We start from the raw sequence: 26,140 nt of genomic DNA on the forward strand, positions 1-26,140 counted from the left end.
TTTTTTAAATGATTTTGAACATGAAGAAAAAAATTATTGGCAGAGTAGATAAAGTGGACTTTCCCAATTTGGATTTATTCAATATCAATGTTAAAATTGACACGGGTGCTTACACATCAGCTATTCATTGTTCCAATATTGTAGAACACAACAATATGCTAAAATGTACTTTTTACAGCGAAGGCCATGCTAATTTTAGTGGAAAAGAAGTCGTTTTTGAAACCTTTTCTAAAACCAATGTGAAAAGCAGCAATGGTTTTAAGGAAAATAGATATAAGATAAAATCTGAAGTTATATTTTTTGGAAAAACATATAAGATTAACTTAACTTTAAGCACGCGTGACGACATGAAATTCCCCGTACTTATTGGCAGGCAATTTTTAAAGCACAAGTTTATGGTTGATGTAGACAAAGAAAACCTGTCTTTTAATTTAAAAACACAATGAATATAGTTATTCTATCAAGAAACTCTAGTCTATACTCAACCGCAAGGCTTATAGAAGAAGGCGAAAAAAGAGGCCATAAAATGGAAGTCATCGACCCCTTAAAATGCGATATCATTATAGAAAGGGAAAAACCCACAATTTATTATAAAGACCGCTATTTGGATTATGTAGATGCCGTGATTCCCAGAATTGGTGCGTCCATTACGTTTTATGGCTGCGCTGTGGTAAGGCAATTTGAGATGATGAACGTTTTTGTTATCGCTACCTCTGATGCCATACTACGTTCTAGGGATAAACTACGAAGTTTACAACGCTTAAGCAAAGCGGGTATTGGGATGCCAAAAACGGTTTTTACCAACTACTCGCGCGATGTGGAAGAAGTCATTGAACACGTTGGTGGCGTTCCGGTAATTATTAAACTTTTAGAAGGCACTCAAGGTTTGGGCGTTGTTTTGGCAGAAACAAAAAATGCTGCGGAATCTGTTTTGGAAGCCTTTAACGGATTGGAAGCCCGCGTGATTGTTCAAGAATTCATTAAAGAAGCCAAAGGTGCGGATATTCGAGCACTTATTGTGGACGGACAAGTGGTTGGAGCCATGAAACGCCAAGGCAAAGAAGGTGAGTTTCGTTCTAATTTACACCGAGGTGGCACTGCCGAAGTCATAAAACTAAATGAGCAAGAATTAGCGTTAGCGATGAGTGCCGCTAAAGTTTTAAAACTCCCTGTTTGTGGTGTCGATATGCTACAATCGGCTAGAGGTCCTTTGTTGTTAGAAGTCAATTCTACCCCAGGTTTAGAAGGCATTGAAGGTGCTACCGGAAAAAATATTGCAAAAAATATTATAACACATATAGAAAAAAACAAAATGACATCATTTAAATGATTAAAGCCAAAAATGACATTTTACATATTCTAGGAGTTACTATTTTACCAGGCGAAAGCAAAGAAATAAGTTTAGATTTAGCCAAACTCCACACCACCTCAACGGTTGATGTTCCTATTATTGTAGAACGCTCTAAACTACCGGGGCCTACTATTTTATTTACGGCAGGAATTCATGGTGACGAGGTAAATGGTGTTGAAATTGTACGACAGCTCATTGCTTCTGGTATCAATAAACCAAAATGTGGCACCATTATTTGTATTCCTGTTATTAATATTTTTGGCTTTATCAATTTAAATCGTGAGTTCCCAGATGGCAGGGATTTAAACCGCGTGTTTCCTGGTTCTAAAAATGGTTCGTTGGCAAGCAGGGTCGCTTATAAATTGGTTCACGGCATCATTCCCCATGTCGATTTAATTGTTGATTACCATACAGGCAGTGCTGGCAGATTTAACGCACCTCAACTCCGCTTTGTTAAGGAAAATAAAGAACTCAACGATTTAGCAAAAGTGTTTGGAGCACCTTTTGTTTTATATTCCAAAAACTTAAATAAATCATTTAGAAATACTTGCCATAAATTAGGAAAACCCATGTTGCTTTTTGAAGGTGGCAAATCATTTCACATAGATGAAACCGTTACGGCATCTGGCATTAAAGGTGCCAAACGCATTTTGCAACATTTCGGCATGTTAAAGTCCGCTTTTACAGTGGCAAAACCATCTAATGAATCCATTTATATTACGGAAAGCACTTGGAAACGAGCCAAATATTCCGGCATGTTCAAGCCTGCTGTAAAAGTAGGGATTAAGGTGAACAAAAAAGACGTTCTGGGCACGATTACCGATCCTTTTGGCAAGTTCAATCACTTTGTAAAAGCCAATAATGCTGGTTATATTATTAATGTAAACGAATCACCTATTGTATATCAAGGCGATGCCCTATTCCACATAAGTACAAAACTTAAGCGTTAATAATAATATGCAAAAAGCTGAATTGCGGAAAAAATACAAAGCACTTCGTAGCGACTTATCTGCTGAAGCCATTGACCATTTAAGTATGGCCATTGCCAATAAGCTTTTAAAATTGCCTATTTGGGATGCTTCGTTTTACCATATTTTTTTAACGATTGAAGAACAAAAAGAAGTCAATACCGATTATATTTTGAATATCCTTTCTGGAAAAGACAAACACATAGTGCTCTCAAAAAGTGATTTTGAAACCACGTTAATGACGCATTATTTATTAACGGATAACACAGTAATTAAAAAAAACGCCTACAACATTCCCGAACCTGTTGATGGTATAGAAATTACCAATAATAAAATTGAAGTGGTTTTTGTGCCCTTGTTGGCTTTTGATAAAGCAGGTCATCGCATTGGTTATGGAAAGGGCTTTTATGATAAATTTTTAAATGAATGCAAACCAGAAACCATTAAAATTGGACTTTCCTTTTTTGAACCCGAAGATGCTATTGATGATGTTTTTGAAAGTGACGTTAAACTAGATTATTGCGTAACCCCTGAGCGAGTTTATGGATTTTGATTTTTATGATTTACAATAAAATAAAAATATAATTTTACTTCTCAAAAATCCCAGTTTCAAACCCATCAATACTTACGGTATTTTTCTCTTTCCAATAATCTTTAATGTTGTCTTCGCCTTGTTTTTCTGCCCAAGCGTTTAAGGTGTTTCGTTCTTCCTTGAAATCCATAAACGGCACGGCAAATCCACAAGATGTTTGAACCAAGTCCACGTCCATTTCTATTATTTGTCTAGCACCAACATTCTCTGGAAATAAACTCGCATATTCTTGAAAACTGCTTTCTCTTTTATGATAAATCTTTGCATGTCCGTAGAGCCTTAAAATCATAGGTTTTCCTTCAAAAGCACAAAACATAATTGTCATTCTACTATTCTTTAGTAAATGTGCCGCGGTTTCATTGCCACTTCCTGTTAAATTCAGCCAAACAATTTTATTCTCATTAATAACCCTAAATGAGTCTGAGCCTTTTGGAGATACATTCACTCTGCCGTCATTAGCAGCGGTTCCCACAAAAAATAGTTTTTGGTTTTCAATAAATTCTTTTAGTTCGGGGGTGATAACATCTAATTTCTTTCCCATGGTTTAATTGGCTATAAAGTATTTTGTAAAGTTGCATGGTTGTAAACAAGGATTTTATTAAATGAAAATAGAAAGCTGACAAAAGTGCAACAAACTTTGAGTTAGCTAAAACTAGCAATTTTTTATACACGGTGTTGTACAACGTTTTTTATTTTTAAATTTTACTCAAAATAAATCCACCAATTATAAAAATCAGAGTTGTCAAAATAAATGGTCTATTACTTTTATAAATATTTGAAATTAAATTCCAGCAATAGAAATACATGAAAATTGGAACCATAAAACCCAAGTAAGGAAAATCATTTTCGATTGAAATTTCTATTCCGCCAATAAACCAAATCATTCTGGTTAAGAAAATCAGTGTTCCAAACAAAATCCATAATGAGTTAGCTTGAGCAAATCTCAATTTTAAGTTTTTCCTTTTTATTCTCGCAAAGGGTTTGCTCATCCAAAGATATGTCGTAAAACAAAAAGCGAAAGCGAAGGAAGTAAATCCGATTAAAGTTAAATAGTAAAATGAAAATTCATAATTAAGGATTCTGTTCCAACTTGATTCGGCCATAACATTTCCAAAGTCAGATATTTTTGAAATCAGTCGAAATAAGCTGTTAAAAGTTAAACAAAATCCAAACCCAATTAAAATTCCACCGTAAAATTGAAATTTTCCAATTTCGCTAATTGTAAAGTCAGGTTTAAGATTTTTCAATTCAACGTAATTTTTGTCTTAAATGTTGCACAACTCGTTATATGAAGAATAAATATACTAATTACCCTACATATAGAAGAAAAAAGAGCAATAAATATTACTTCTTAGGAAACGCTTTTTTATTAAAAACAATAAGCATGATAAACCCAGCACTTATAGCCATATCAGCAATGTTAAAAACGGGTTCAAAAAATGTGAAGAATTTGCCACCATAAATTGGTAGCCATTCGGGCAAATAACCTTTATATAAAGGAAAATAAAGCATATCGACAACTTTGCCATGTAACAACATATCATAACCACCTTCGCGTGGTAAAAAGGAGGCTACTTGCATGTAGCTATCATTAAACAACACACCATAAAAAACAGAATCTATAATATTGCCCATGGCGCCTGCAAAAATCAATGCAACCGCCCAAATCAATATTTTTGAGGCTTTATTTTTTGTAGCATCGTACAGCCAATATCCAATACCAAAAATAGCTACAATCCTAAAAAGTGTTAAGGCTGTTTTTGCCGATCTATCTGTTACAAACGGCAAAAAATCGCTGATTCTCGTACCCCAAGCCATGCCTTCATTCTCAATAAAATAGATTTTAAACCAACTAAATACCTCAATACTGTCTTGCAGTTGAAAATGCGTTTTTATATATATTTTACTTATTTGGTCTATAAGCAAAACAATGATGATAAGTAGAATTGATTTCTTTAATGACATGAATGGATTTACGAATTACGATTTTTGAATTACGATTGAAAAGATTGCTGTTTAATACTGGATTCCTGCATTTACTTCAACTCCGCTCAGCATAAACTTCGAAATGACAGGAATGACAAATAAAAAACGTCTCGTTTTAAACCGAGACGCTTAAAATCTATTAATTAAGCAATCTTATTGCTGCATGTTTTTTGCTTCAATACTCAAAGTAGCGTGTGGCACTAACATCAATCGCTCTTTAGCAATTAATTTTCCTGTAACACGGCAAATACCGTAGGTTTTGTTTTCAATACGGATTAAAGCATTTTTAAGGTCGCGGATAAACTTTTCCTGTCTGATGGCCAATTGTGAATTCGATTCTTTGCTCATCACCTCGCTACCTTCATCAAACGCTTTAAACGTTGGCGACGTATCTTCTGTACCATTACTAAGATTGTTCATATAAGCACTTTTAATAAGATCTAAATCGTGCTGCGCTTTCACTATTTTTTCTTGTATAAGCACTTTAAATTCTGCTAAATCTTTGTCTGAATATCTTACTGTATTTTCTATAGCCATAATTTTAGTGTTTTTGAATAAACAACTTGGTGTTTACATCATCAAAGGCAATGTCAATGCCTTGGGTTATCTGATCTATAATTTCAAGTTCTTCTGTTAATGTTTCTGTTTTTATATATTCTAAATTCGAATGGACGGCTTGTGTCATGTTATCATCTTTTTGAAGCTTCACATCAATACGATCTGTAACTTCAAAACCTGAGTCTTTACGTAAATTTTGAATGCGGTTTACAAGTTCCCTTGCAATGCCTTCTTTTCGCAATTCGTCAGTAATAGTAATATCTAAAGCCACAGTTAATGCGCCTTCATTAGCTACTAACCACCCTTCAATATCTTGCGATGTAATTTCCACATCATCAATGGCTAAAGTTATATTTTTTCCATTAATAACCACATCCAAAACCCCATTTTGTTCTATTTTGTTAATATCTTGCGAGGTAAAGTTAATTACTTCGTTCGCGATGGCTTTCATATCCTTTCCGAAACGAGGGCCAAGGGTTTTAAAATTGGGTTTTATTTGTTTTACCAATATATCTGAAGCATCTTCTAAAAGCTCAATCTCCTTAACATTAACCTCATGCTTTATTAAGTCTGAAACTGCTAAAATTTCATCCTTTTGCTGTTTACCACTAATAGGAATCATTATTTTTTGAAGAGGCTGACGTACTTTTATCTTTTCCTTAGCTCTTAACGATAATACCAAAGATGATATTGTTTGTGCTGCTTCCATTTTGCGCTCTAAACTTTTATCTACAAAAGCCGCGTTAAACGCAGGAAAATTTGCCAAATGTACACTCTCAAAGTTTTCTTTTTTGGTAACGGCATTCAAATCCATATACAACCTATCCATAAAGAACGGTGCGATTGGCGCGCCTAACTTTGCAATGGTTACCATACACGTGTAAAGTGTTTGGTATGCCGAAATTTTATCTAGTTGGTAATCGCCTTTCCAGAAACGTCTTCTGCTTAAACGCACATACCAATTGCTTAAATAATCTTGTGTGAAATCTGAAATGGCCCTTGCTGCTTTTGTTGGCTCGTAGTCTGCATAATATTCATCTACTTTTTTGATTAATGTGTGTAATTCTGAAAGTATCCAACGGTCTATTTCTGGTCGTTCATTTAAAGGAATGTCAGCTTCACTATAATCAAACTCATCCAAATTAGCATATAGCTGAAAGAATGAATAGGTATTATAAAGCGTTCCAAAAAATTTACGTTTGACTTCTTCAATACCTTCAACATCGAATTTTAAATTATCCCAAGGATTTGCGTTTGAAATCATGTACCAACGCGTGGCATCTGCACCAAAAGTTGATAAGGTTTCAAAAGGATCTACGGCATTTCCAAGACGTTTGGACATTTTTTGTCCATTTTTATCCAACACCAATCCATTCGATACTACATTTTTATAGGCAACCGAATCGAAAACCATCGTTGCAATGGCGTGAAGCGTGTAAAACCAACCTCGTGTTTGGTCAACACCTTCAGCTATAAAATCGGCTGGATAGGATTTGCCTTTATCTATCAACTCTTTATTCTCAAACGGATAATGCCATTGTGCATAAGGCATGGCGCCAGAATCGAACCAAACATCAATTAAATCGCTTTCGCGGAACATTTTTTTACCGGAAGCTGAGACTAAAACAATGCCATCGACAATGTTTTTATGTAAATCGATTTTGGCATAGTTTTCTTCGGAATTATTACCAACTTCAAAATCTTCAAAAATAGCTTTTGAAAGTACACCCGCTGAAACTGCTTTTTGCATTTCTGCTTTTAGTTCTTCAACCGAACCGATACAAATTTCTTCCTTGCCATCCTCGGTTCTCCAAATCGGTAATGGAATACCCCAATAACGAGAGCGTGATAAATTCCAATCGTTTGCATTCGCCAACCAATTACCAAAACGACCCGTTCCTGTGGCTTTTGGTTTCCAGTTGATGGTTTCGTTAAGTTGGAACATTCTATCTTTAATATCAGTAACTTTAATGAACCAAGAATCTAACGGATAATACAAAATGGGTTTATCGGTACGCCAACAATTTGGGTAACTGTGTTTATATTTTTCAACCTTAAAGGCTTTGTTTTCTTCTTTTAACTTGATGGCAATTTCTACATCAACAGAACGTTCTGGAGCTTCACCATCGTTATAATATTCATTCTTCACATATTTACCAGCAAACTCGCCGATTTCTGGACGAAACTTTCCTTGCAAATCAACCAATGGCACTAAGTTGCCATTTTCGTCTTTTACCAACATAGGCGGTACTTCTGGCACGGCTTCTTTCGCAACTTTAGCATCATCTGCTCCAAATGTGGGTGCGGTATGAACGATTCCTGTACCATCTTCGGTAGTTACGAAATCTCCAGAAATCACTCTAAAAGCATTTTCTGGATTGTCGTTTGGAAGCGTGTATGGTAATAATTGTTCGTATTTAATTCCTACTAAATCTTTGCCAATAAATTCCTTTACAACATAAAATGGAATCTTTTTATCATCCGCTTTGTAATTTAATAATTCCGCTTTTGTTTCGACTAGATGAAACTTTCCTGAAAATTGGTAGTTCACTAATTTTTTAGCCAAAACCACATTTATTGGCTGGAAAGTATATTGGTTGTATGTTTCAACTAAAACATATTCAATTTTAGGACCAACAGTCAACGCTGTATTTGAAGGCAGTGTCCATGGGGTTGTCGTCCAAGCTAAGAAATAAATATCTCCTTCATTTTGTAAAAATTTTGGAAGCGATTCTTCTATGGCTTTAAACTGCGCCACAACCGTTGTATCCGTAACATCTTGATACGTTCCCGGTTGGTTCAACTCGTGTGAACTTAAACCAGTTCCTGCCTTTGGGGAATAGGGTTGAATCGTGTAACCCTTATATAATAAATTTTTATTATAAATTTCTTTTAGTAACCACCAAACACTTTCCATGTATTTTGGTTCGTAGGTAATGTATGGATGTTCCATATCTACCCAATAACCCATTTTTTCGGTGAGGTCGTTCCAAATATCCGTGTAGCGCATCACGGCTTTGCGGCAAGCGGCATTATAATCTTCTACAGAAATGGTTTTGCCTATATCTTCTTTGGTAATGCCTAATTCCTTTTCAACGCCAAGTTCAATCGGCAATCCGTGCGTATCCCAACCAGCTTTACGTTTTACTTGAAAACCTTTTTGGGTTTTGTAACGACAAAAAATATCTTTAATGGCACGTGCCATAACATGATGAATTCCTGGAAGTCCATTTGCTGAAGGTGGCCCTTCAAAAAACACAAACGATTCGTTGTTTTCCCTAGTGGAAATACTTTTTTCAAATATGTTATTTTCTTGCCAATAGTTAAGAATTTCTTCTGCTACTTTTGGTAAGTCAAGTCCTTTATACTCAGGAAATTTTGCGCTCATTATATCCAATTTCATTTCGATGCGCGAAAATAAGGAATTTTGATAAAAAAGTAACCTTAATAAGGTAAAAAACCATTAACTCTATGGATTAGTGCGTTTCCTTAAATGCTTTTTGAAAACGCTTTGCCTTAGCTATGAAAAGTTTTTGTTCTTCTGGGCTTAAATTTTCTATGGAAACGACTTTGCTATTGTAGAGATATATTTTTTTAGGCTTCGAATTTCCCAAATGAGAACCAAAATAACTAAGCTTATTATTTTTAAAATAATACGTTTCGGTGATGGTTTTGTCGGTTGTTTCTACATTTGTAATTTTTAATAATTCATTTGTTTCCTTATTAAAAAATACGGTGAATTTAAATTTTCCGATATCTTCAAATCCGTCGGTGTCTGTTAGGGCTCCTTCTGTAGTTTCAATCTCTAAGGCTTTGTCTGAATCTATTTTTGCGGAATGTAGTTCAACTTCTTTTACTAAAATTTCAGGGTTTTTAGATACCTTTGTACCACATGAAACCAAAACAATAACCAACACCAAGTATAAAAAACGTTTTCTCATGTTACAAATTTAAATAAAAAAAACCAAAACAGTTGTTTTGGTTTTTGATGTCAAATTCAAATTATTATTTTAATTAATTATTATTTTTTTTGTAAAAACCTGGTTGGTATCTGTTCTAAAATAAACTACATAGGCACCACTTGCCATACTTGGAATATTCACTCCATTAATTAACTGGTCTTGTGATACATTATTGAATTCAGCAGTAGTTTGACCTAACATATTTACAATAGCCAATTTAGTTACCAAAGCGTTTAATTTTTTGGCAAACAATTTACGTTCAGAATTCTTGTAATAAATAAAATTCTCAGTGATTTTAGATTCTTGAACATCCAAACTTTTTTCCTCAGATTGGAAAACAATTTCAAACCTTTCATTAAACTTACCTTGCTCTGAAGTGAAGCTATAAGGTTTGCTCTCTTTTAAATTGAAATATGTTCCTGTAAAATTATCCTTTAAATAAATCTCTTGGGAATCATCGATATTTTCAAGGTCTGTTATCTTTATTTCAAATGAATTACTTCCAGATGATTTAAAATTCAATGGCACAACTTTGTCATTTGTTATTTGACTGTAGGCTTGGATATTCATATCCAAACCATCTAAGTTTAAATGTATATCATTGTTGTTTATATCTGTGTTTTCAGCATCATAACCATAATCAAAGTCATCAGAAGTAACATCACTAAATCCTAAAAGCAGTTCCCTTTTGGTAGCTGGCCCAGTTACAGAATTAAGCTCTAAACGTATCTTTTTAAATTCTTCCTCTACTTCATCTGTACTTTCTGAAATACTTTCACTTTCTGATTTACCTGAAGTTCCTTTAAAAAATACCGAGCCATTGTTATAAGTCTTATCTGCATCTGCTTCTTTAATAAACAAACGCTGACCATTATTAAATTCTAATTTTCCATCAGCAATAATTTCTACCATAAATGCCTGTCCTACTGGAAGATATTTTGTTGGGGTTAATGTACCGTCTTGCGACCCTTTAGTGGCTCCATATATCCCAACAAATTGATAAGCTCTTACAGAACCTAATTTGTTTACCATAGCGTAACCCCCGTTATAATCTTTAAGATTATGTGAGTTACCACTCCATTGTTGCCATAATTGTAAATTACCACTTATAATACCTTTATTGTCATTAATAAATTTACTTATATTAAGTGCTGAAGGGTAAGGATTTCCCACTAAATAAGTGGTTGCAGATACTGAAGGCACTGACCCCTTCCCCCCTTTATCTTTAACATCTATTAAAATGGTACCATTATTTGGTTTACCTTCAAAAATATATTGCTGTTGCATACCTACAATGCCACTTCCTTTTTGAGTATAGCCAACACCTGGGCTTATATTGGTGGTTTTAGTTAATTTGCCCCAGTCATAATAGGTAACGCCATTTTTAAATGTGTATAACCAGTAGGTGCTTATATTGCCATTTGCTGTATATCCATTGGTAAATTGCATATTTAAACCATTACCATCTTTAAGGAGTTCTAACCTAAAAGCAGAATTATTAGCGTTGTTGATTGAACCATTGTTATTTGATAAGGTTGTTGCAATCGTAGCACCAACTGGCGATGACCAATAGTTATACCAAAAAGGATTTGAAGCCCCTTCTTGTCTTCTTAAAATTTTTCCGTTTGCAGAAGTTACCAAATCGCTGTTAATGGTTTGTATTAATTGTGAATCATTCAATAAATCCAGTTTGCCGTTCAACTCTAAATACCAGTTATTTTCAACTAAATTATCCCCTTTAACTGTTAATGTTTTTTCAGAATCAATTATCAATCCACTTGTTTTAAATGAACCTTCAACAGTGACATTACTAGCAATTTTTATAATACTCCAATCTTTATTATTTGTAATTCTTTCGATATCCCAAACATCCCCATGAAGCCATGTTGAGGCATTTGTCCAATCGCCATCATTTGCTGAAACATAAGGCATTGGTGCTGTTTGTTCTTGAATGGTTTTTAGATTATATAGTTTAAGATCATGGTCATAACCAGAAAAATCTAAAATGGTTCTATCCTTAACATCGGTCATGGGGTAATAGGCCAATAAATTAGTCCAAGATACCGTGTTACCTGTATCTTTTTCCTGAATATCTTTTTTTACAATAATGCCTTTTACTATATCAGAATTATTTTCAATTTCTTGATAAACCATTTGATGTATTTGGTCTTCAGATAATGCTACGTTAAAAACCCTAACTTCATCAATATTTCCTTTAAAATATTGCCCATCAGTTTGTTTGTTTGAAAATCTTCCTATCTCAAATGTTTTATTGGTATTTTGACTTACAGCGATTGGCTTATCCTTTTTCCCAACGTTCTTTTTCTCTATTAAAAAACCATCAACATATAGCATTATCAAGCCAGTAGCACTAGAGTAACTCCCTGTAATATGATGCCATTCATCAAAATTAATGGTACTGCAATTTTTGCAATCTCCAGCAGTTTTCTCTTTACCTTCCGTAGTTGTTATTGTAAATACAGGTTTATTACCGCCTTTTAATGATAATTGACAAGCTAAATCTTCACCTACAATAACCATATCTGCTGTGTTTCCTTTGTCAGATTTTACCCAAGCCATAATAGTGACATCATCCGAACCGTCTATAAATGAATCTCCAGATACATAATTATCAATACCATTAAAATATAAAGTAGCACTAGATGGCGGGGTTGATTCAAAATAATCTGAATCATCATCTTTAGATGCCATATTTATTTTATAATCTTCAATTTCTCCTGATTGATAATTATAATCGCACGCTGTAAAATTAGTATCGGTGCCTGTTCTAAAACCAACTCGCAACATTGTAAAACCTGTGGGTGTAGAATCTGGTATTGGAATACTTATGGGTATGTTTACAACTTTATTACCACCAATATTTCTGTTATCTCGCACCGTAAATAGAAAACGTTCTCCTGGATCATTAAAATCATCATCTTCATTTTCATTGAAGTTCATCCAAACTACAAGTGTATTTGAGTTTGTGTTCCAACCGTTCATCGTGACACTTACAGTACCATTTATTGTTTCACCAACTAAAAGATCAGTTGCTGCTACCGAAGAATAATAAGTATAACCTCCTGTTGAACCTGAGCTACTATTGTTGATACTTCCAAATGTAACATTGGAAATATAATTTACATTAAAATTACCTCTATTTGAAGGCACGCAATAATTAGGTTGGTAAACAATATCCCCAGAATCAGTTGAACCCGATATAATATTAATTTTATAATCTTCAATATCTCCAGCTTGCCAATTGTAATCACATGATGTGAAATTGGTTGCATCACTTGTTCTAAAACCTATTCGAATTCTAGAAGCTCCCGATGGTGTATTACTAGGTATTGGAATACTTATTGGCACATTTACAGTTTTATTGCCCCCAACACTATTATTATCTCTTATGGTGAACAAAAAGCGTTCACCACTATCTTCAAAATCGTCATCGGCATTTTCATTAAAATTTACCCAAACTGCTACGGTATTTGTGTTGGTGTTCCAGCCATTCATAGTAACGCTTATGGTACCTGTTATTGTTTGACCAGCAGTCACATCAGTTGCAGCTACTGAAGAATAATAGTTGTAACCACCTGTCGTTCCAGAGCTTGAATTATCGATGCTTCCAAACTTGACTTTTGAAATATAATTGACATTAAAATTTCCAATGTTTGTTGGAGTGCAATATTGAGCTTGGATATGCCCAATTGTAAAAAATCCAAAAAATAGTAATAAAACCCAGTAATGGGAATTTGAGTAATTTTTTTCCATAAGTTAGAATTAATAGCTTGGGGCTATTTGATTACCTGTACTAACGTAAATAATAGTAAAATGGATTTAAACTTTGAGGGAAATTGCTAATTGTTAAAAAAAAATCACTTAATTCTTATACAATTAACACTGCAATATTAGAAATTAATCATGATATTAACAAAGAAAAGGTAATTTATTTTTCGATTAAGTGATTAAAAAACCCGACAAATAACATGGTTATGGATATAAAAAATGAAATATAGTTAACTTGAATTTAATCTTTAATTTAAAAAAAATATAATTAAATCATTGATTTTCAATAATATAAACAAAAATATTTATTTATATTAAATAAGTATTTAAACCAAAATACCTACCAAATCTTCAATTTTTGAAATCAATTGAATTTTAATGAGAGTATTTTTAAGTGCTATTTTGTTATATTTAGAAACAAAAATGGTGGAAAATCCTAATTTTTCAGCTTCCAATATCCGTTGTTCCACGCGTTGAACTGGCCTAATTTCACCAGATAATCCAACCTCAGCAGCAAAACACACGTCTTTTTGCAAAGCAACATCTTCATTAGAAGATAAAATAGCGGCAACTACAGCTAAATCTATAGCCGGATCATCTACATTAATACCGCCAGTAATATTTAAAAAAACATCTTTAGCACCCAAGCGAAAGCCAGCACGTTTTTCTAGAACTGCCAAAAGCATATTTAATCGCTTGGCATTAAAACCGGTTGCACTGCGTTGTGGCGTTCCATAAACTGCCGTACTCACTAATGCTTGAACTTCAATCATTAATGGGCGCATGCCTTCTAAGGTTGCGGCAATAGCATTTCCAGATAATTCTTCATCTTTCTTAGAAATCAATATTTCCGATGGGTTGGAAACTTCACGCAATCCAGAACCTTGCATTTCATATATACCAAGTTCATTTGTAGAACCAAATCTATTTTTATGCGCCCTTAAAATTCTGAACACATGGTTTCTGTCGCCTTCAAATTGCAGCACGGTATCCACCATGTGCTCTAAAATTTTCGGCCCCGCTATATTTCCATCTTTAGTGATATGCCCTATAAGAACTACGGGGGTTGCGGTTTCTTTTGCAAACTTAATTAACTCAGCCGTACATTCCTTTATTTGTGAAATACTTCCAGAAGATGACTCGATATAATCACTATGCAACGTTTGAATGGAATCAATAATCACAATATCGGGCTCTAAAACTTCAATTTGTTTAAAAATATTTTGGGTTTTGGTCTCAGTTAAAATGTAACAATTATTATTACTAGGATTAATACGTTCGGCACGCATTTTTATTTGTTTCTGACTTTCTTCACCAGAAACATACAAAGTTTTATAAGGTAATTTTAATGAGATTTGAAGTAGCAAAGTGCTTTTTCCAATACCCGGTTCACCGCCCAACAAAGTTAAAGAACCAGGCACAATACCACCGCCCAATACTCTGTTGAATTCACCATCAAAAGTATCCAATCGAATTTCATTAGACGCATCTATGTCTTTTATTTTTAATGGTATGGTGGCTTTTTTTACTGTTGATATTGGTGATTTCCAATCGCTTTTCTCTGGTGTTTGAATCACTTCTTCAACAATGGTATTCCACTCTTTACAAGCCGTGCATTGCCCTTGCCACTTGGCATATTGATTGCCACAACTCTGACAAAAAAAAGTCGTTTTTAATTTAGCCATATTCCTATCCTAACCTCTCAAAAGGAGAGGAATTAATTCTGTTATCAATTTATATTAGTAACCAAAATCGGCTTTAATGGCATCTGATTTTTCTAACATTAAATCTTTCGTAATACCTGCAATTTCTTCAAGAATATAAGCCGATTGATAGGTCTTCATTGCTTTTTTTGGATCTCCTGTCTCTTCATGGAAACGCCCTATATAATAACTTCCTAAAAGCGTTTTTGGATATTCCTTTGTCGCCATTTTACCCAATTCTTCATAATATTCGAACTTTTCAGTTTTTTCTATAGCTGCGGAAATAGCTTTAAAATCGTTAATAAGAATTTGTTTTTCTATCCCAAACAAGTCTTTTATAGTTTGATATTTTTCCTGTAAATAAGTGACTGGGGACGTATCTAATTTAAGTATGGTTTCTTGATATTCCTTTTTACTGATGGGTTGAAAAACATGAAAAATACTCTCTAAAGCATTTGGCAGTGCATGTGCTGGAACGGAATAATGCGTTGGATTTTCAAAGGTATCGTATTTATATAAAAGGTTTTTGTTATCAATAGCTTTAACATCAGCATTTAAGGCTTCGGTCATTTTTTTAATGGACTCCGAATCGTTATTGGTTGTTGCTAAATAATAAAATGTTTTTGTTTGTATTTTAGACAACCGTTCCGGAAGATACGTTATCATTTTAGGCGCCAATTCTGGACTTATCACTATATAAGCTTGAAATAACGGTTGTTCTTTAAGCAAATAATAATTTATGAAATTGGCTGTTTCTCCATGTCCAATCGCTACTTTAAATTTTCCTGTTCTGTATGTGGTTTCAATAAATGGAATAAGTTCTGCTCCAATAAACTCAAAAAAAGCAGCTCCAGTTTCTACAGGTAATGAGTTTTGTGAAGAATACATGGAATCCTCAAACCGATCATCGAATTGATTGACCCCAACTACAATAGCTTCGGGCATATCTTCCCAATAGGTATAATAATCAACATTTCCAGCCACTGCTTCAAATAAATAGTCGCCATCCAACACAATGAACAACGGGTAGCTTTTATCTTTATCGTTGTTATAGCCTCTTGGCAATTGTATTTTTAATTCCCTTGTTTTGCCAAGCTTTGAAGATTCTAGTGTTTTATATATGACTTGAGCATCCATAAAACTTGTAGAAGACATTACAAGTAATAGGTAAATGATTGATTTCTTCATTTTAAAATGATTTGAGATTTAATATATGGCAAGGTAAGAAATAAGCCCTAACTTTTCAAACAGATGAAAATGAAATCTTCCGACTGTTTTTACAAGGCTTTATGGGCTTCTTTTCTATTGTAAATCGGTAAATAGATTAATGATAATCCGCCAAAAATAATAATCATAAGTGTTTGTGCAAACCACATGATCCAACCAAAAGCAATACTAGGTTCTTCGGGGATATTAAAAATGGATAAAGCGGCATAAATGGCCACAGGATAAGATCCTATCCCGCTGTTGGTAGCGGCAATACTAAAACTGCCAGCAATAAAACCAACCAAAACGGCGCCTAAGGGCAAATCCCCTAAATCTTTAAAAGCAAGAGACGTGACATAAAACATGAGCACATACATAGTCCATATAAACAGTGTATGAAAAATAAAGGCCCATTTTTTTTTCATTTTGAAAATACTAAACACCCCTTCAATTAAACCTTTAGCAAAAGTTCTTATTTTTAATGCCATTTTTGAGCTACTATTCTTTAAATATTTAAAAAGTAAGACTCCTAAAAAAATGAACAAAACAAAGGCAATCACAATCTTTAAGGGATTGAATTTTTCAATTAGCAAACTGTATAAAAAATCAAATTCAATGAAGAGCGTTATAAATATAATAGCAAACATCATAATTAAATCGGCTATTCTCTCAGACACAATAGTCCCAAATCCTTTTTCAAAAGGCACATCCTCGTAATTTGTTATGATGGTAGCCCTTGCAATTTCCCCAGCTCTTGGTATGGTATAATTAATTAAATATGCCGAAAAAATGGCCATCACGCTGTTATTAAACTTCATTTTATACCCTAAAGGCTCTAGCATAAACAACCAGCGATATGCTCTGGATAAATGGCTAAGAAACCCAAAAAACATACCCAATACAATCCACCTATAATCTGCTTCTTTAAAAAAAACAATTAATTTATCAAAAGAAACTTTGTGTAATGAATACCAAACTAAAAAAACAGCCAAAAGTAATGGGAGAATGATTTTTAGTGCTTTAGATATTTTCGGATTCAAAAGTCTATTTTAGCAAGTTTGTGGCTTCGTCTGGAAAGACTAAAGAAGGTTTGAATACTTTTGCTTCTTCTATATCCATAAGAGCATATGTAATTAAAATAAGGGTGTCTCCTACGGACACTTTTCTGGCGGCAGCGCCATTTAGTGTAATTTCCCCCGTATTTCTCGGTCCGGGAATTACATAGGTTTCTAATCGTTCACCATTATCGTTATTAACAACTTGAACTTTTTCGCCTTGTATGATGTTTGCTGCGTCCATTAAGTCTTCATCAATAGTAATACTACCAATGTAGTTAAGCTCAGCGCCAGTACATTTTACCCTGTGAATTTTAGATTTTACTACTTGAATTTGCATGTGGTAAAGATAATTAATTTAATGCGATATTGTCAATCAGCCTAACATCATCTGCATATACCGCTATAAATCCTCTATATTTTTTATTCTTAGATTTTCGTTTTAATAATTTTAGGGTATCGACATCTGCAATTATAAAATATTCCAATTTTAACAACTGATGATTTGCAAACTGTTTTTCAACCCAGCTAGTTACCCAATTAGCACTTTTTGTGCCAAAATACATTTTGGCAGTTTTTAGTGTTTTATATATAAAAGGTGCCTCTTTAATGAACTCTGGCTTTAGTCGTGTATTTCTTGAACTCATTGCAAGACCATTAGTCTCCCGATGTATTTTACATCCAATCACATTTACGGGAATGTGCTGTTTTTTTACCAGCTTTTTAATAATTTGTAATTGCTGAAAATCTTTTTCTCCAAAATACGCATTGTTTGGTTTTATAATATCGAAAAAACGTTTTACAACTGTGCCTACTCCATCAAAATGACCCTGACGAAATTTTCCTTCCATTTCAAATTCCAATCCATCAAAATCAAAACTTTCTGAAGCCGTTTTTCCTTCATAGATATCTTCAACGGTTGGCGCATAAATCAATAAATCCTTAGAGAGCGTTGCTAAAAGTGAGATGTCCTTTTCTAAAGTTCTTGGATATTTTTTAAGATCATCGGGATTATTAAACTGTGTTGGATTTACAAAAATACTTACCACAACCACATCATTATTTTGTGTTGCTTTTTCAACTAATGCCAAATGTCCTTGGTGCAATGCACCCATGGTTGGAACAAAACCAATGGTTTGTTGTTTTGCCTTATAAGTATCTAAAGTCGCAATAATATCCCTCTTTTCTGAAAAAACTTCCACCTTTTATTATAAAATTTACGCTGGCAAACTTAAGATTTTACAATCAATCTGCATAAATTTTTGTACTTTTGCGTGTTTTTTATTTTGAATTTTCAAAAGAAAGACATTTATGTAGCGCTCATAGACGATTTTTAAATTAGAAAAATCGCCTAAAACAGTTACATAAAATCATCAGAAACGGCAAAAGCAAACATATGAAATGAGCCACAACAATAAGTTTATACAAACCGAAGCGTTTAATGGCGAATTGCATCTGACCATTAAAAAACAAATAAATATAAGCAGATGAAAGATAAGAGGATATTATATGTATCATCTGAAGTAGTGCCTTATTTACCAGAGACTGAAATTTCTTCAATGTCTTTTGAAGCACCAAGATTAGTGAATCAACAAGGCGGCCAAATAAGGATTTTCATGCCCAGATACGGAAATATTAACGAAAGAAGACATCAACTGCACGAAGTTATTAGGCTTTCTGGTATAAATTTAGTTATTAATGATTTGGATATGCCCCTGATAATAAAAGTGGCTTCTATTCCAAAAGAACGTATTCAGGTCTATTTTATTGATAATGACGAATATTTTAAAAGAAAAGCAACACTAACAGACGAAAATGGTGTATTATTTACCGACAATGATGAACGTGCTATTTTCTTTGCCAAAGGCGTTATAGAAACAGTTAAAAAATTAAACTGGTCTCCAGATGTTATTCATATACATGGTTGGTTAGCCGCCTTGCTTCCTATTTACCTAAAAGAATATTACAAAGACGAACCTTTGTTTAACGAAAGTAAAATTGTTACCTCTGTATACAATCAAAGTTTTAACAATACGTTAAGTCTTGATATGTTTAATAAAGTTAAATTTGACAATCTTAATGAGGACGCCATTAAAGTTTTAGAAGAGCCATCTTATGTTAATTTAATGAAAATTGCCATTGATTATTCTGACGCTTTGATTGTTGGATCAGAAGAAATTCCTAAAGATTTAACGACCTACATTAAAAATTCAAACAAACCAGTTTTAGAATACAAAAATAGAGATGATTTTGGTGAAGCTTACACAAAATTTTTCAACAAAGAAGTTTTAAGCTAACAAAATATTTCTTAGATAATTATATGAAAAAGATATTTAAAGCCCTTAATCTTACCGGTGTTAGTCTGTTTTTAATAATCTCTTTTATTGCTTGCGATAAAGATTTTAGCACGATAGAAAGTGACGTTTTAGGAGAGGATAACATTAATTTTAATACAGACCGAGTAAGCTTGCCTGTCATTGCTTACAATAAAAAACTGGACTCTTTACAGATTAATAATTTATCATCAAATTTATTAGGTGTTTTTAATGATCCAGCGTTCGGACAAACCATTGCTAGTATCATAACTCAAGTAACGCCTGCAACTTATGACCCAGACTTTGGGGATAACCCCGTTATAGATTCTGTTGTTTTATCAATTCCTTATTTCAGCAGGGCTTTAACAGATTCTACCTATACTATTAGTGATTCATTGTATGGAAATAGCCCTATCCGATTATCCATTTATAAAAACAATTACTTTTTAAGGGATTTTGATCCAAATTCCCCAACTAATGCCCGCCAAAATTATTATTCAAAAGCAAACGGTTCAATAAACAATACAGATAATTTTGCTTTGACGAACAATACCGTTATAAATTTTGATACCAACAAAGGGGAGTTACTTAAAGATACCATATTCACCCCTAGCAGTAAAGCTATTGTCACAAAAACAATTGGTGAAGACAGCACCATAACAAGATCGAGATCTGTACCTGCTTTAAGATTTAAATTAGACCCTTCCTTTTGGACCACAACTATCATAAATAAAGGAGGTCAATCAGAGCTTAGCAATGAAAATAATTTTAAAAATTATTTTAGAGGATTATATTTAAAAGCTGAACCAATAAATGGTAATGGCAACTTGGTTTTATTGAATATAGCATCTACAGCTTCAAATATTACCATTTACTATTCAAAAGACGATTCTGCAGCAACTGGAGAGAGAACGCAAGACTCCTATGTTTTAAACATAGCGGGTAATAGATTAAATACATTTATAAATAATTACACCGTTCCTTTAGGCAATGGAAACAAAACATTAGGTGATGAAAAACTTTATTTAAAAGGTACAGAAGGCTCTATGGCAATTGTTGATTTATTTGGCGGCATGGTTGATTGCGATGGAGATGGTATCTTAGACACATCAGCCTTAGATTGTTTTAAAGAAACGTACCGGGTTCCAGATGGCAATGGTGGATATAAGAAAGACAACTCTGGCAACTATATCTTAAAACAATTGATTAATGAAGCGCGATTGGTTATCTATGAAGATGAAGCTATGGTAAGTACTACTACAGATTATCATAAATATGATAGAATTTATGCCTATGATATTAAAAACAACATCCCGACAATTGACTATCTTTCGTACGATCCTACTACTAATACAAATAACCCTTTAAGTTCTAAAATAATAAGTTTGGGACAGAGAGACCCTCAACTTTTAAAATACAAAATACGACTTACTGAACATTTAAACAATATTTTAATTAGGGATTCAACCAACACAAAAATTGGCTTAGTTTTATCTTCAAATGTAAATTTGAGTAATAATTCAAGTATTCTAAACAGTAACGATATCGTAACTAATATCCCAGCCGTATCAATTATAACACCAAGAGGCACCATTTTACACGGAACTAATACAAATGTTCCTGAAAATAAAAAAATGACATTGGAAATATTTTTTACTAAACCTAAGTAAATTAGATAAATATCTAGGTGTAAATTTACATCGAACATTATTATTTTGTTTGTTTTAAATGAACTTCATCGTTTAAAAAGAAACTTATATATAATAATTATAATACATTAGAGTTTATTTTACATATTTGTACTGATTAATATTAACCCAAGTCAAATTAATTATGTGTGGAATCGTTGGATATTTAGGGTACAGGGATGCTTACCCAATCATTATTGAAGGTCTTAAAAGATTAGAGTATCGTGGTTATGATAGTGCGGGAATTGCTTTATTTGATGGTACGAACCTTAATATTTCAAAAACAAAAGGCAAAGTCACAGACTTAGAAAATTGTGTTGAGAATCAAATTTCTAAGCAAGGTAAACTGGGTATAGGACATACCAGATGGGCGACTCATGGTGTTCCAAATGATGTTAATTCGCATCCTCATACTTCAAATTCGGGTGATTTAGTCATTATCCATAATGGCATTATCGAAAATTACGATTCCCTCAAACAGGAGCTTATTTCTCGTGGTTATACATTTAAGTCGGATACAGATACCGAGGTTTTGATTAACTTAATTGAAGATGTTAAAAAGAAAGAAAATGTAAAACTAGGAAAAGCAGTTCAAATAGCACTAAACCAAGTTGTTGGGGCCTATGCGATAGCTGTTTTTGACAAAACAAAACCCAATGAAATTATTATTGCTCGTTTAGGAAGCCCTCTAGCCGTTGGCATTGGAGAAAATGAGTTTTTTATAGCAAGCGATGCATCTCCGTTTATAGAATATACTAAAAATGCCATTTACTTAGAAGATGAAGAAATGGCTATTGTTAGAGAGGGTAAAGACATCAGGATTAGAAAAATTAAAGATGATTCTTTAGTAGATACTTATGTTCAAGAATTGCAGCTAAACTTAGAGCAAATAGAAAAAGGCGGTTTTGATCATTTCATGTTAAAGGAAATTTATGAACAACCTAAAGCTATTAACGATACTTATAGAGGCAGACTTTTAAGGAAGGAAGCCATTATAAAAATGTCTGGTGTTGAGGATAACATGAAAAAATTCCTTAATGCAAATCGTTTTATCATCGTAGCTTGTGGCACTTCGTGGCATGCTGGATTGGTAGCCGAATATATTTTTGAAGATTTGGCCAGGATTCCTGTTGAAGTTGAATATGCCTCTGAATTTAGATACCGTAATCCCATAATTACTGAGAAAGATGTTGTTATTGCCATTTCGCAATCTGGTGAAACGGCCGATACGCTTGCGGCTATAAAATTAGCAAAATCAAAAGGAGCTTTTGTTTTTGGTGTTTGTAATGTTGTAGGGTCTTCAATAGCAAGAGAAACAGATGCTGGCGCTTATACACATGCTGGGCCAGAAATTGGCGTTGCATCAACCAAAGCCTTTACTACTCAAATTACCTTATTAACATTGATTGCTTTACGTTTAGCTAGAGCCAAAGGAACTATTTCTAGTTCTGATTTCCGTCATCATTTATTAGAATTGGAAATGATACCTAAAAAAGTTGAAAAAGCCTTAAAATCTGATGAGCACATAAAAGAAATTGCCAATATATATAAAGATGTTTCTAATTTCTTATACTTAGGCAGGGGTTATAACTTTCCAGTAGCTTTAGAAGGTGCGTTAAAATTAAAAGAGATTTCATATATTCACGCTGAAGGCTACCCTGCTGCTGAAATGAAACACGGCCCTATCGCACTCATAGATGAAAATATGCCTATTGTTGTTATTGCAACAAAAACAGGACATTACGATAAAGTTGTAAGCAATATTCAAGAAATAAAATCTCGTAAGGGTAAAATCATTGGTATTGTTACAGAAGGTGATGTAACCGTTAGGGAACTTGCCGACCATGTTATCGAAGTGCCAGAAACTTTAGAGTCTTTAACACCTTTATTAACAACTATTCCTCTTCAATTATTATCTTATTATATCGCGGTTATGCTTGGCAAAAATGTGGATCAACCCCGAAACCTTGCAAAATCTGTAACAGTAGAATAAAACCTTTTAAAAAATGGCTTTTTAAAAATCTCATATTTTTAAGTTAAAATTATGAGATTTTGTTATTTATTTAGCCGTATTCTATCAATTAAACAATCTAAAGTTTGCTTTTTTAACAAAAATATTATGCAAGCATAATATTTTTGTTATATTTACGCATAACATTATAAGATAATCACTATCTTTTAATGAGAAATAATTAAGCTAAATAAATGAAGACATTTTTTTCTGTTCTGTTGTTGTTTTTATTTGGATTGTCGTACTCCCAAACAACAATTTCTGGAACTGTTATTGACGACAGCGGACAACCCATTCCTGGGGCAAATATTATTGTGATTGGAACTTCTACGGGAACAGTCACTGATTTTGATGGCAATTTTACACTAAATATAACACAAGAACCTCCTTTTGATTTACAAGCAAGTAGTGTGGGCTTTGAAACAGTTGTGGAACGAATAACATCAAAAAACCAAACTGTTAATTTCATACTTAAAGAAGGAACATCTTTAGATGAGGTAGTAATTTCTGCTTCAAGAACTCCTGAGCGTATCTTCGAATCGCCAGTTACGGTAGAACGTATAGGACTTAGAGAAATTAAAAATACAGCTTCAGTTGATTTTTATGATGGTTTAGAAAATCTTAAAGGCGTCGATGTCAATACAAATAGTTTAACTTTTAAATCGGTGAACACTAGAGGTTTTGCCACTTTCGCCAATAACCGTTTTATGCAATTGGTTGACGGCATGGACAATTCTACTCCTGCATTAAATTTTCCAATAGGTAACTTAGTTGGACTGGTTGAAACTGATGTTTTAAGTGTTGAGCTATTACCTGGAGCATCCTCAGCACTATATGGTGCTAATGCCTTCAATGGTATATTATTTATGCAGAGCAAAAACCCTTTTGATCATCCAGGAATTCGTACCTCAATTAAACGAGGGATTACTTCTCAAAAAGCTGCTGGAGATAATGCCTACACTGATGTTAGCTTTACTGCGGGACATAAGTTTAGTAATAAATTTGCTGGAAAAGTGAATTTTGGTTACTTAAAAGGTACTGATTGGGCAGCTAATAGTGAAGTAGATAAAAACATGCTAGGCGGAACAAGAGCAACCAACGTTAATTATAATGGCATAAACGTTTATGGAGATATTGTTTTTACTAATATTAGAGCGGCTTCAGGTGGATTGGGCATTGTACCTAATGTTAATGTAAGCAGAACAGGTTATAATGAAAGAGACTTGACGGATTATAATGCAGAGAGTATAAAAGCAGATTGGGGATTATATTATAGACCGTTTGAAAATGACTTTGAAATATCATATGTCGGCAAAGTAGGTACAGGTTCCACAATTTACCAAGGGACCAATAGATACTATCTTGATGGATTTTTTCAAGAACAACATAAATTGGAAATAAAAAATAATAACTTTTTTCTTAGAGGCTATATTGTTGGTGATAAAGCGGGAAAATCTTATGATATGGAGGCCACAGCTATTCAAATTAACCGAACTTGGAAAAGTGATACACAATGGTTTAGAGATTATATTAGCACCTATGTTGGTGCTTCTATTGGCGGAGCAACAGAGGCTCAATCTCATGCGGCTGCCAGATTAGCAGCAGAAAATGGTCGTTTTGAACCAGGTAGCCCAGAATTTATTGCAGCCTTCAATAAAAGTATAAACGACCCCAATTTAGTAACCGGATCTAAATTTCAAGATGCTTCAAAATACTATCATGCCGACGGAAATTATAACTTTAGCCACTTAACAGATATCGCTGAAATTCAAATAGGCGGTTCTTATAGACAATACAGTTTAAACTCGTTTGGCACTATTTATACTGATAATAATGGCCCTATTGATTATTCGGAATTTGGGGTATATACGCAAATTCAGAAAAATTTAGAATTAAATGATGCTCTGGATTTAAAATTAACAGGTTCTATTCGTTATGATAAATCAGAATTCTTTGACGGGTTCTTTTCCCCTAGAATATCCGCTGGTTTAACTGTAAACAAAAACCATAATTTCAGAGCCTCTATACAAACTGGATTTAGAAATCCAACAACGCAAGATTTATTCATAGGCTTAGATACTGGCGCATATGTCTTGGTAGGTTCTGCACCTGATAATTTAGACCGCTTTTCCAGAACATATGATATCAGCGCATCAGGCCAATTGTTGGGCCAGCCTGCTACTATTACACAAACTGGCCGTGCCGCCTATACTAATTCATATACAGCAACTTCTGCCCTAGCTGCAGCTGAAACTGGAAATGCGGCCCTTCTACAAATTGCAAACCCTGATTTAATAAAACCAGAGCAGATTACTACTTCCGAAATTGGCTATAGAGGTAAATACAGCAACTTAATTGTAGATTTTAGCGCTTATTATAATAAGTACAAAGATTTTATTTCTCAAGGACGGGTGATTTCTCCATTATATGGAACAGTTGGTGACAATTCTTTGTCTTTTGAAGCCGTAAAAAATAGAGATTATCAAATCTATGGTTCTTATACAAATGCTGAGGCTGATGTTAAATCTTATGGCGCTTCCATAGGTTTGTCAACTAAAATATTTAATGATTTTGACTTAAGTGGAAGTTATACCTATGCAAAATTAGACTTCGACCAAGCCAAATACCCAAGCTTTGTTACCAATTTCAATACACCGGAACATAAATTTAAAGCATCTTTTGGAAATACAGAACTATTTAAAAATTTTGGATTCAATGTGTCGTATAGATTTAGTGATGATTACTTCTGGGAAGGCACATTTGGCGATGGTGTTGTACCGGAATTCCACGTGGTTGATGCTCAAATTAACTTAGTAGTGCCTAGTTTGAAATCTATATTCAAAGTAGGAGCTACTAACTTAGGGGGCAAAGAATATTACACAGCCTTTGGTACTGGATTTATAGGCTCCATGTATTATGCTTCATGGACAATTAACAACTTATAAAAAAGATCATT

Annotated in this window: 20 protein-coding genes; 8 read left to right on the forward strand and 12 right to left on the reverse strand. The window is 33.7% G+C overall.

Features of this window, described 5'->3' with window-relative positions:
- The first annotated feature begins 20 nt into the window (after positions 1 to 20).
- The 4 genes from CDH50_RS06220 to CDH50_RS06235 are packed head-to-tail and all read left to right on the forward strand — an operon-like array spanning position 21 to position 2,872.
- Positions 21 to 446, forward strand: coding sequence for an ATP-dependent zinc protease family protein (locus CDH50_RS06220; protein WP_100611276.1), 426 nt, complete (start codon positions 21 to 23; stop codon positions 444 to 446).
- A complete protein-coding gene (gene rimK / locus CDH50_RS06225; RefSeq protein ID WP_100611139.1) occupies positions 443 to 1,330 on the forward strand; it encodes a 30S ribosomal protein S6--L-glutamate ligase in 888 nt (295 codons plus the stop codon). Before CDH50_RS06220 ends, rimK begins: the two co-directional genes overlap by 4 nt.
- A complete protein-coding gene (locus CDH50_RS06230; RefSeq protein WP_100611140.1) occupies positions 1,327 to 2,301 on the forward strand; it encodes a succinylglutamate desuccinylase/aspartoacylase family protein in 975 nt (324 codons plus the stop codon). Before rimK ends, CDH50_RS06230 begins: the two co-directional genes overlap by 4 nt.
- Before the next feature lie 7 nt (positions 2,302 to 2,308).
- Complete coding sequence (locus CDH50_RS06235) at positions 2,309 to 2,872, forward strand: 5-formyltetrahydrofolate cyclo-ligase (protein WP_100611141.1); 564 nt, start codon at positions 2,309 to 2,311, stop codon at positions 2,870 to 2,872.
- A 34-nt stretch (positions 2,873 to 2,906) separates the two neighbouring features.
- On the opposite strand, the gene CDH50_RS06240 is transcribed toward CDH50_RS06235, so the two are convergent.
- The 12 genes from CDH50_RS06240 to panC form a co-directional block, all read right to left on the reverse strand.
- Positions 2,907 to 3,452: a pyridoxamine 5'-phosphate oxidase family protein gene (locus CDH50_RS06240; RefSeq protein ID WP_100611142.1), complete on the reverse strand. Its 546-nt coding sequence runs from the start codon at positions 3,450 to 3,452 to the stop codon at positions 2,907 to 2,909.
- 154 nt (positions 3,453 to 3,606) lie between these two features.
- On the reverse strand, positions 3,607 to 4,158 hold the full coding sequence (locus CDH50_RS06245; protein WP_100611143.1) for a hypothetical protein: 552 nt from the start codon (positions 4,156 to 4,158) through the stop codon (positions 3,607 to 3,609).
- A gap of 97 nt (positions 4,159 to 4,255) precedes the next feature.
- Positions 4,256 to 4,876 carry a lipoprotein signal peptidase gene (locus CDH50_RS06250; protein WP_100611144.1) on the reverse strand — a complete coding sequence of 207 codons (621 nt, stop codon included), beginning with the start codon at positions 4,874 to 4,876 and terminating at the stop codon, positions 4,256 to 4,258.
- A gap of 174 nt (positions 4,877 to 5,050) precedes the next feature.
- Positions 5,051 to 5,434, reverse strand: a complete 384-nt coding sequence (locus CDH50_RS06255) for a TraR/DksA family transcriptional regulator (protein ID WP_100611145.1) — start codon at positions 5,432 to 5,434, stop codon at positions 5,051 to 5,053.
- Between the two features lie 4 nt (positions 5,435 to 5,438).
- Positions 5,439 to 8,843, reverse strand: a complete 3,405-nt coding sequence (ileS, locus tag CDH50_RS06260) for an isoleucine--tRNA ligase (RefSeq protein WP_100611277.1) — start codon at positions 8,841 to 8,843, stop codon at positions 5,439 to 5,441.
- An 88-nt stretch (positions 8,844 to 8,931) separates the two neighbouring features.
- On the reverse strand, positions 8,932 to 9,396 hold the full coding sequence (locus CDH50_RS06265) for a hypothetical protein (protein ID WP_100611146.1): 465 nt from the start codon (positions 9,394 to 9,396) through the stop codon (positions 8,932 to 8,934).
- A gap of 69 nt (positions 9,397 to 9,465) precedes the next feature.
- On the reverse strand, positions 9,466 to 13,191 hold the full coding sequence (locus tag CDH50_RS06270) for a LamG-like jellyroll fold domain-containing protein (RefSeq protein ID WP_100611147.1): 3,726 nt from the start codon (positions 13,189 to 13,191) through the stop codon (positions 9,466 to 9,468).
- 341 nt (positions 13,192 to 13,532) lie between these two features.
- Positions 13,533 to 14,891 carry a DNA repair protein RadA gene (gene radA, locus CDH50_RS06275; RefSeq protein WP_100611148.1) on the reverse strand — a complete coding sequence of 453 codons (1,359 nt, stop codon included), beginning with the start codon at positions 14,889 to 14,891 and terminating at the stop codon, positions 13,533 to 13,535.
- 54 nt (positions 14,892 to 14,945) lie between these two features.
- Positions 14,946 to 16,097 (reverse strand): alpha/beta hydrolase, encoded by a 1,152-nt coding sequence (locus CDH50_RS06280; RefSeq protein WP_100611149.1) that lies wholly within the window; start codon positions 16,095 to 16,097, stop codon positions 14,946 to 14,948.
- Between the two features lie 89 nt (positions 16,098 to 16,186).
- Positions 16,187 to 17,155, reverse strand: coding sequence for a lysylphosphatidylglycerol synthase transmembrane domain-containing protein (locus tag CDH50_RS06285; RefSeq protein WP_100611150.1), 969 nt, complete (start codon positions 17,153 to 17,155; stop codon positions 16,187 to 16,189).
- A gap of 4 nt (positions 17,156 to 17,159) precedes the next feature.
- A complete protein-coding gene (gene panD, locus CDH50_RS06290; protein WP_100611151.1) occupies positions 17,160 to 17,510 on the reverse strand; it encodes an aspartate 1-decarboxylase in 351 nt (116 codons plus the stop codon).
- A gap of 13 nt (positions 17,511 to 17,523) precedes the next feature.
- The gene (gene panC, locus CDH50_RS06295) at positions 17,524 to 18,372 is read right to left on the reverse strand and encodes a pantoate--beta-alanine ligase (RefSeq protein ID WP_100611152.1); all 849 of its coding nucleotides are present in this window, start codon (positions 18,370 to 18,372) and stop codon (positions 17,524 to 17,526) included.
- A 285-nt stretch (positions 18,373 to 18,657) separates the two neighbouring features.
- On the opposite strand from panC, the gene CDH50_RS06300 reads away from it, so the two are divergent.
- The 4 genes from CDH50_RS06300 to CDH50_RS06315 all read left to right on the forward strand — a co-directional run bounded on the left by CDH50_RS06300 (position 18,658) and on the right by CDH50_RS06315 (position 26,129).
- Positions 18,658 to 19,467 carry a glycogen/starch synthase gene (locus CDH50_RS06300; RefSeq protein WP_100611153.1) on the forward strand — a complete coding sequence of 270 codons (810 nt, stop codon included), beginning with the start codon at positions 18,658 to 18,660 and terminating at the stop codon, positions 19,465 to 19,467.
- Positions 19,468 to 19,490: 23 nt separating this feature from the next.
- Positions 19,491 to 21,155, forward strand: coding sequence for a DUF4270 domain-containing protein (locus CDH50_RS06305; RefSeq protein ID WP_100611154.1), 1,665 nt, complete (start codon positions 19,491 to 19,493; stop codon positions 21,153 to 21,155).
- 163 nt (positions 21,156 to 21,318) lie between these two features.
- Positions 21,319 to 23,166 (forward strand): glutamine--fructose-6-phosphate transaminase (isomerizing), encoded by a 1,848-nt coding sequence (gene glmS / locus CDH50_RS06310; RefSeq protein WP_100611155.1) that lies wholly within the window; start codon positions 21,319 to 21,321, stop codon positions 23,164 to 23,166.
- Between the two features lie 212 nt (positions 23,167 to 23,378).
- Complete coding sequence (locus tag CDH50_RS06315) at positions 23,379 to 26,129, forward strand: TonB-dependent receptor (protein ID WP_100611156.1); 2,751 nt, start codon at positions 23,379 to 23,381, stop codon at positions 26,127 to 26,129.
- The last annotated feature ends 11 nt before the right edge of the window (positions 26,130 to 26,140 follow it).

This window comes from Confluentibacter lentus, from assembly GCF_002806995.1.
GTDB lineage: Bacteria > Bacteroidota > Bacteroidia > Flavobacteriales > Flavobacteriaceae > Confluentibacter > Confluentibacter lentus.

What these genes read in the sequence shown, in the direction of transcription:
- glmS (WP_100611155.1), top strand. Translation starts at nt 21,319, where the DNA reads ATGTGTGGAATCGTTGGATATTTAGGGTACAGGGATGCTTACCCAATC.
- CDH50_RS06240 (WP_100611142.1), bottom strand. Translation starts at nt 3,452, where the DNA reads ATGGGAAAGAAATTAGATGTTATCACCCCCGAACTAAAAGAATTTATT.
- CDH50_RS06265 (WP_100611146.1), bottom strand. Translation starts at nt 9,396, where the DNA reads ATGAGAAAACGTTTTTTATACTTGGTGTTGGTTATTGTTTTGGTTTCA.
- ileS (WP_100611277.1), bottom strand. Translation starts at nt 8,843, where the DNA reads ATGAGCGCAAAATTTCCTGAGTATAAAGGACTTGACTTACCAAAAGTA.
- radA (WP_100611148.1), bottom strand. Translation starts at nt 14,891, where the DNA reads ATGGCTAAATTAAAAACGACTTTTTTTTGTCAGAGTTGTGGCAATCAA.
- CDH50_RS06315 (WP_100611156.1), top strand. Translation starts at nt 23,379, where the DNA reads ATGAAGACATTTTTTTCTGTTCTGTTGTTGTTTTTATTTGGATTGTCG.
- CDH50_RS06235 (WP_100611141.1), top strand. Translation starts at nt 2,309, where the DNA reads ATGCAAAAAGCTGAATTGCGGAAAAAATACAAAGCACTTCGTAGCGAC.
- panD (WP_100611151.1), bottom strand. Translation starts at nt 17,510, where the DNA reads ATGCAAATTCAAGTAGTAAAATCTAAAATTCACAGGGTAAAATGTACT.
- CDH50_RS06255 (WP_100611145.1), bottom strand. Translation starts at nt 5,434, where the DNA reads ATGGCTATAGAAAATACAGTAAGATATTCAGACAAAGATTTAGCAGAA.
- rimK (WP_100611139.1), top strand. Translation starts at nt 443, where the DNA reads ATGAATATAGTTATTCTATCAAGAAACTCTAGTCTATACTCAACCGCA.
- CDH50_RS06300 (WP_100611153.1), top strand. Translation starts at nt 18,658, where the DNA reads ATGAAAGATAAGAGGATATTATATGTATCATCTGAAGTAGTGCCTTAT.
- CDH50_RS06250 (WP_100611144.1), bottom strand. Translation starts at nt 4,876, where the DNA reads ATGTCATTAAAGAAATCAATTCTACTTATCATCATTGTTTTGCTTATA.
- CDH50_RS06280 (WP_100611149.1), bottom strand. Translation starts at nt 16,097, where the DNA reads ATGAAGAAATCAATCATTTACCTATTACTTGTAATGTCTTCTACAAGT.
- CDH50_RS06270 (WP_100611147.1), bottom strand. Translation starts at nt 13,191, where the DNA reads ATGGAAAAAAATTACTCAAATTCCCATTACTGGGTTTTATTACTATTT.
- CDH50_RS06305 (WP_100611154.1), top strand. Translation starts at nt 19,491, where the DNA reads ATGAAAAAGATATTTAAAGCCCTTAATCTTACCGGTGTTAGTCTGTTT.
- CDH50_RS06230 (WP_100611140.1), top strand. Translation starts at nt 1,327, where the DNA reads ATGATTAAAGCCAAAAATGACATTTTACATATTCTAGGAGTTACTATT.
- CDH50_RS06220 (WP_100611276.1), top strand. Translation starts at nt 21, where the DNA reads ATGAAGAAAAAAATTATTGGCAGAGTAGATAAAGTGGACTTTCCCAAT.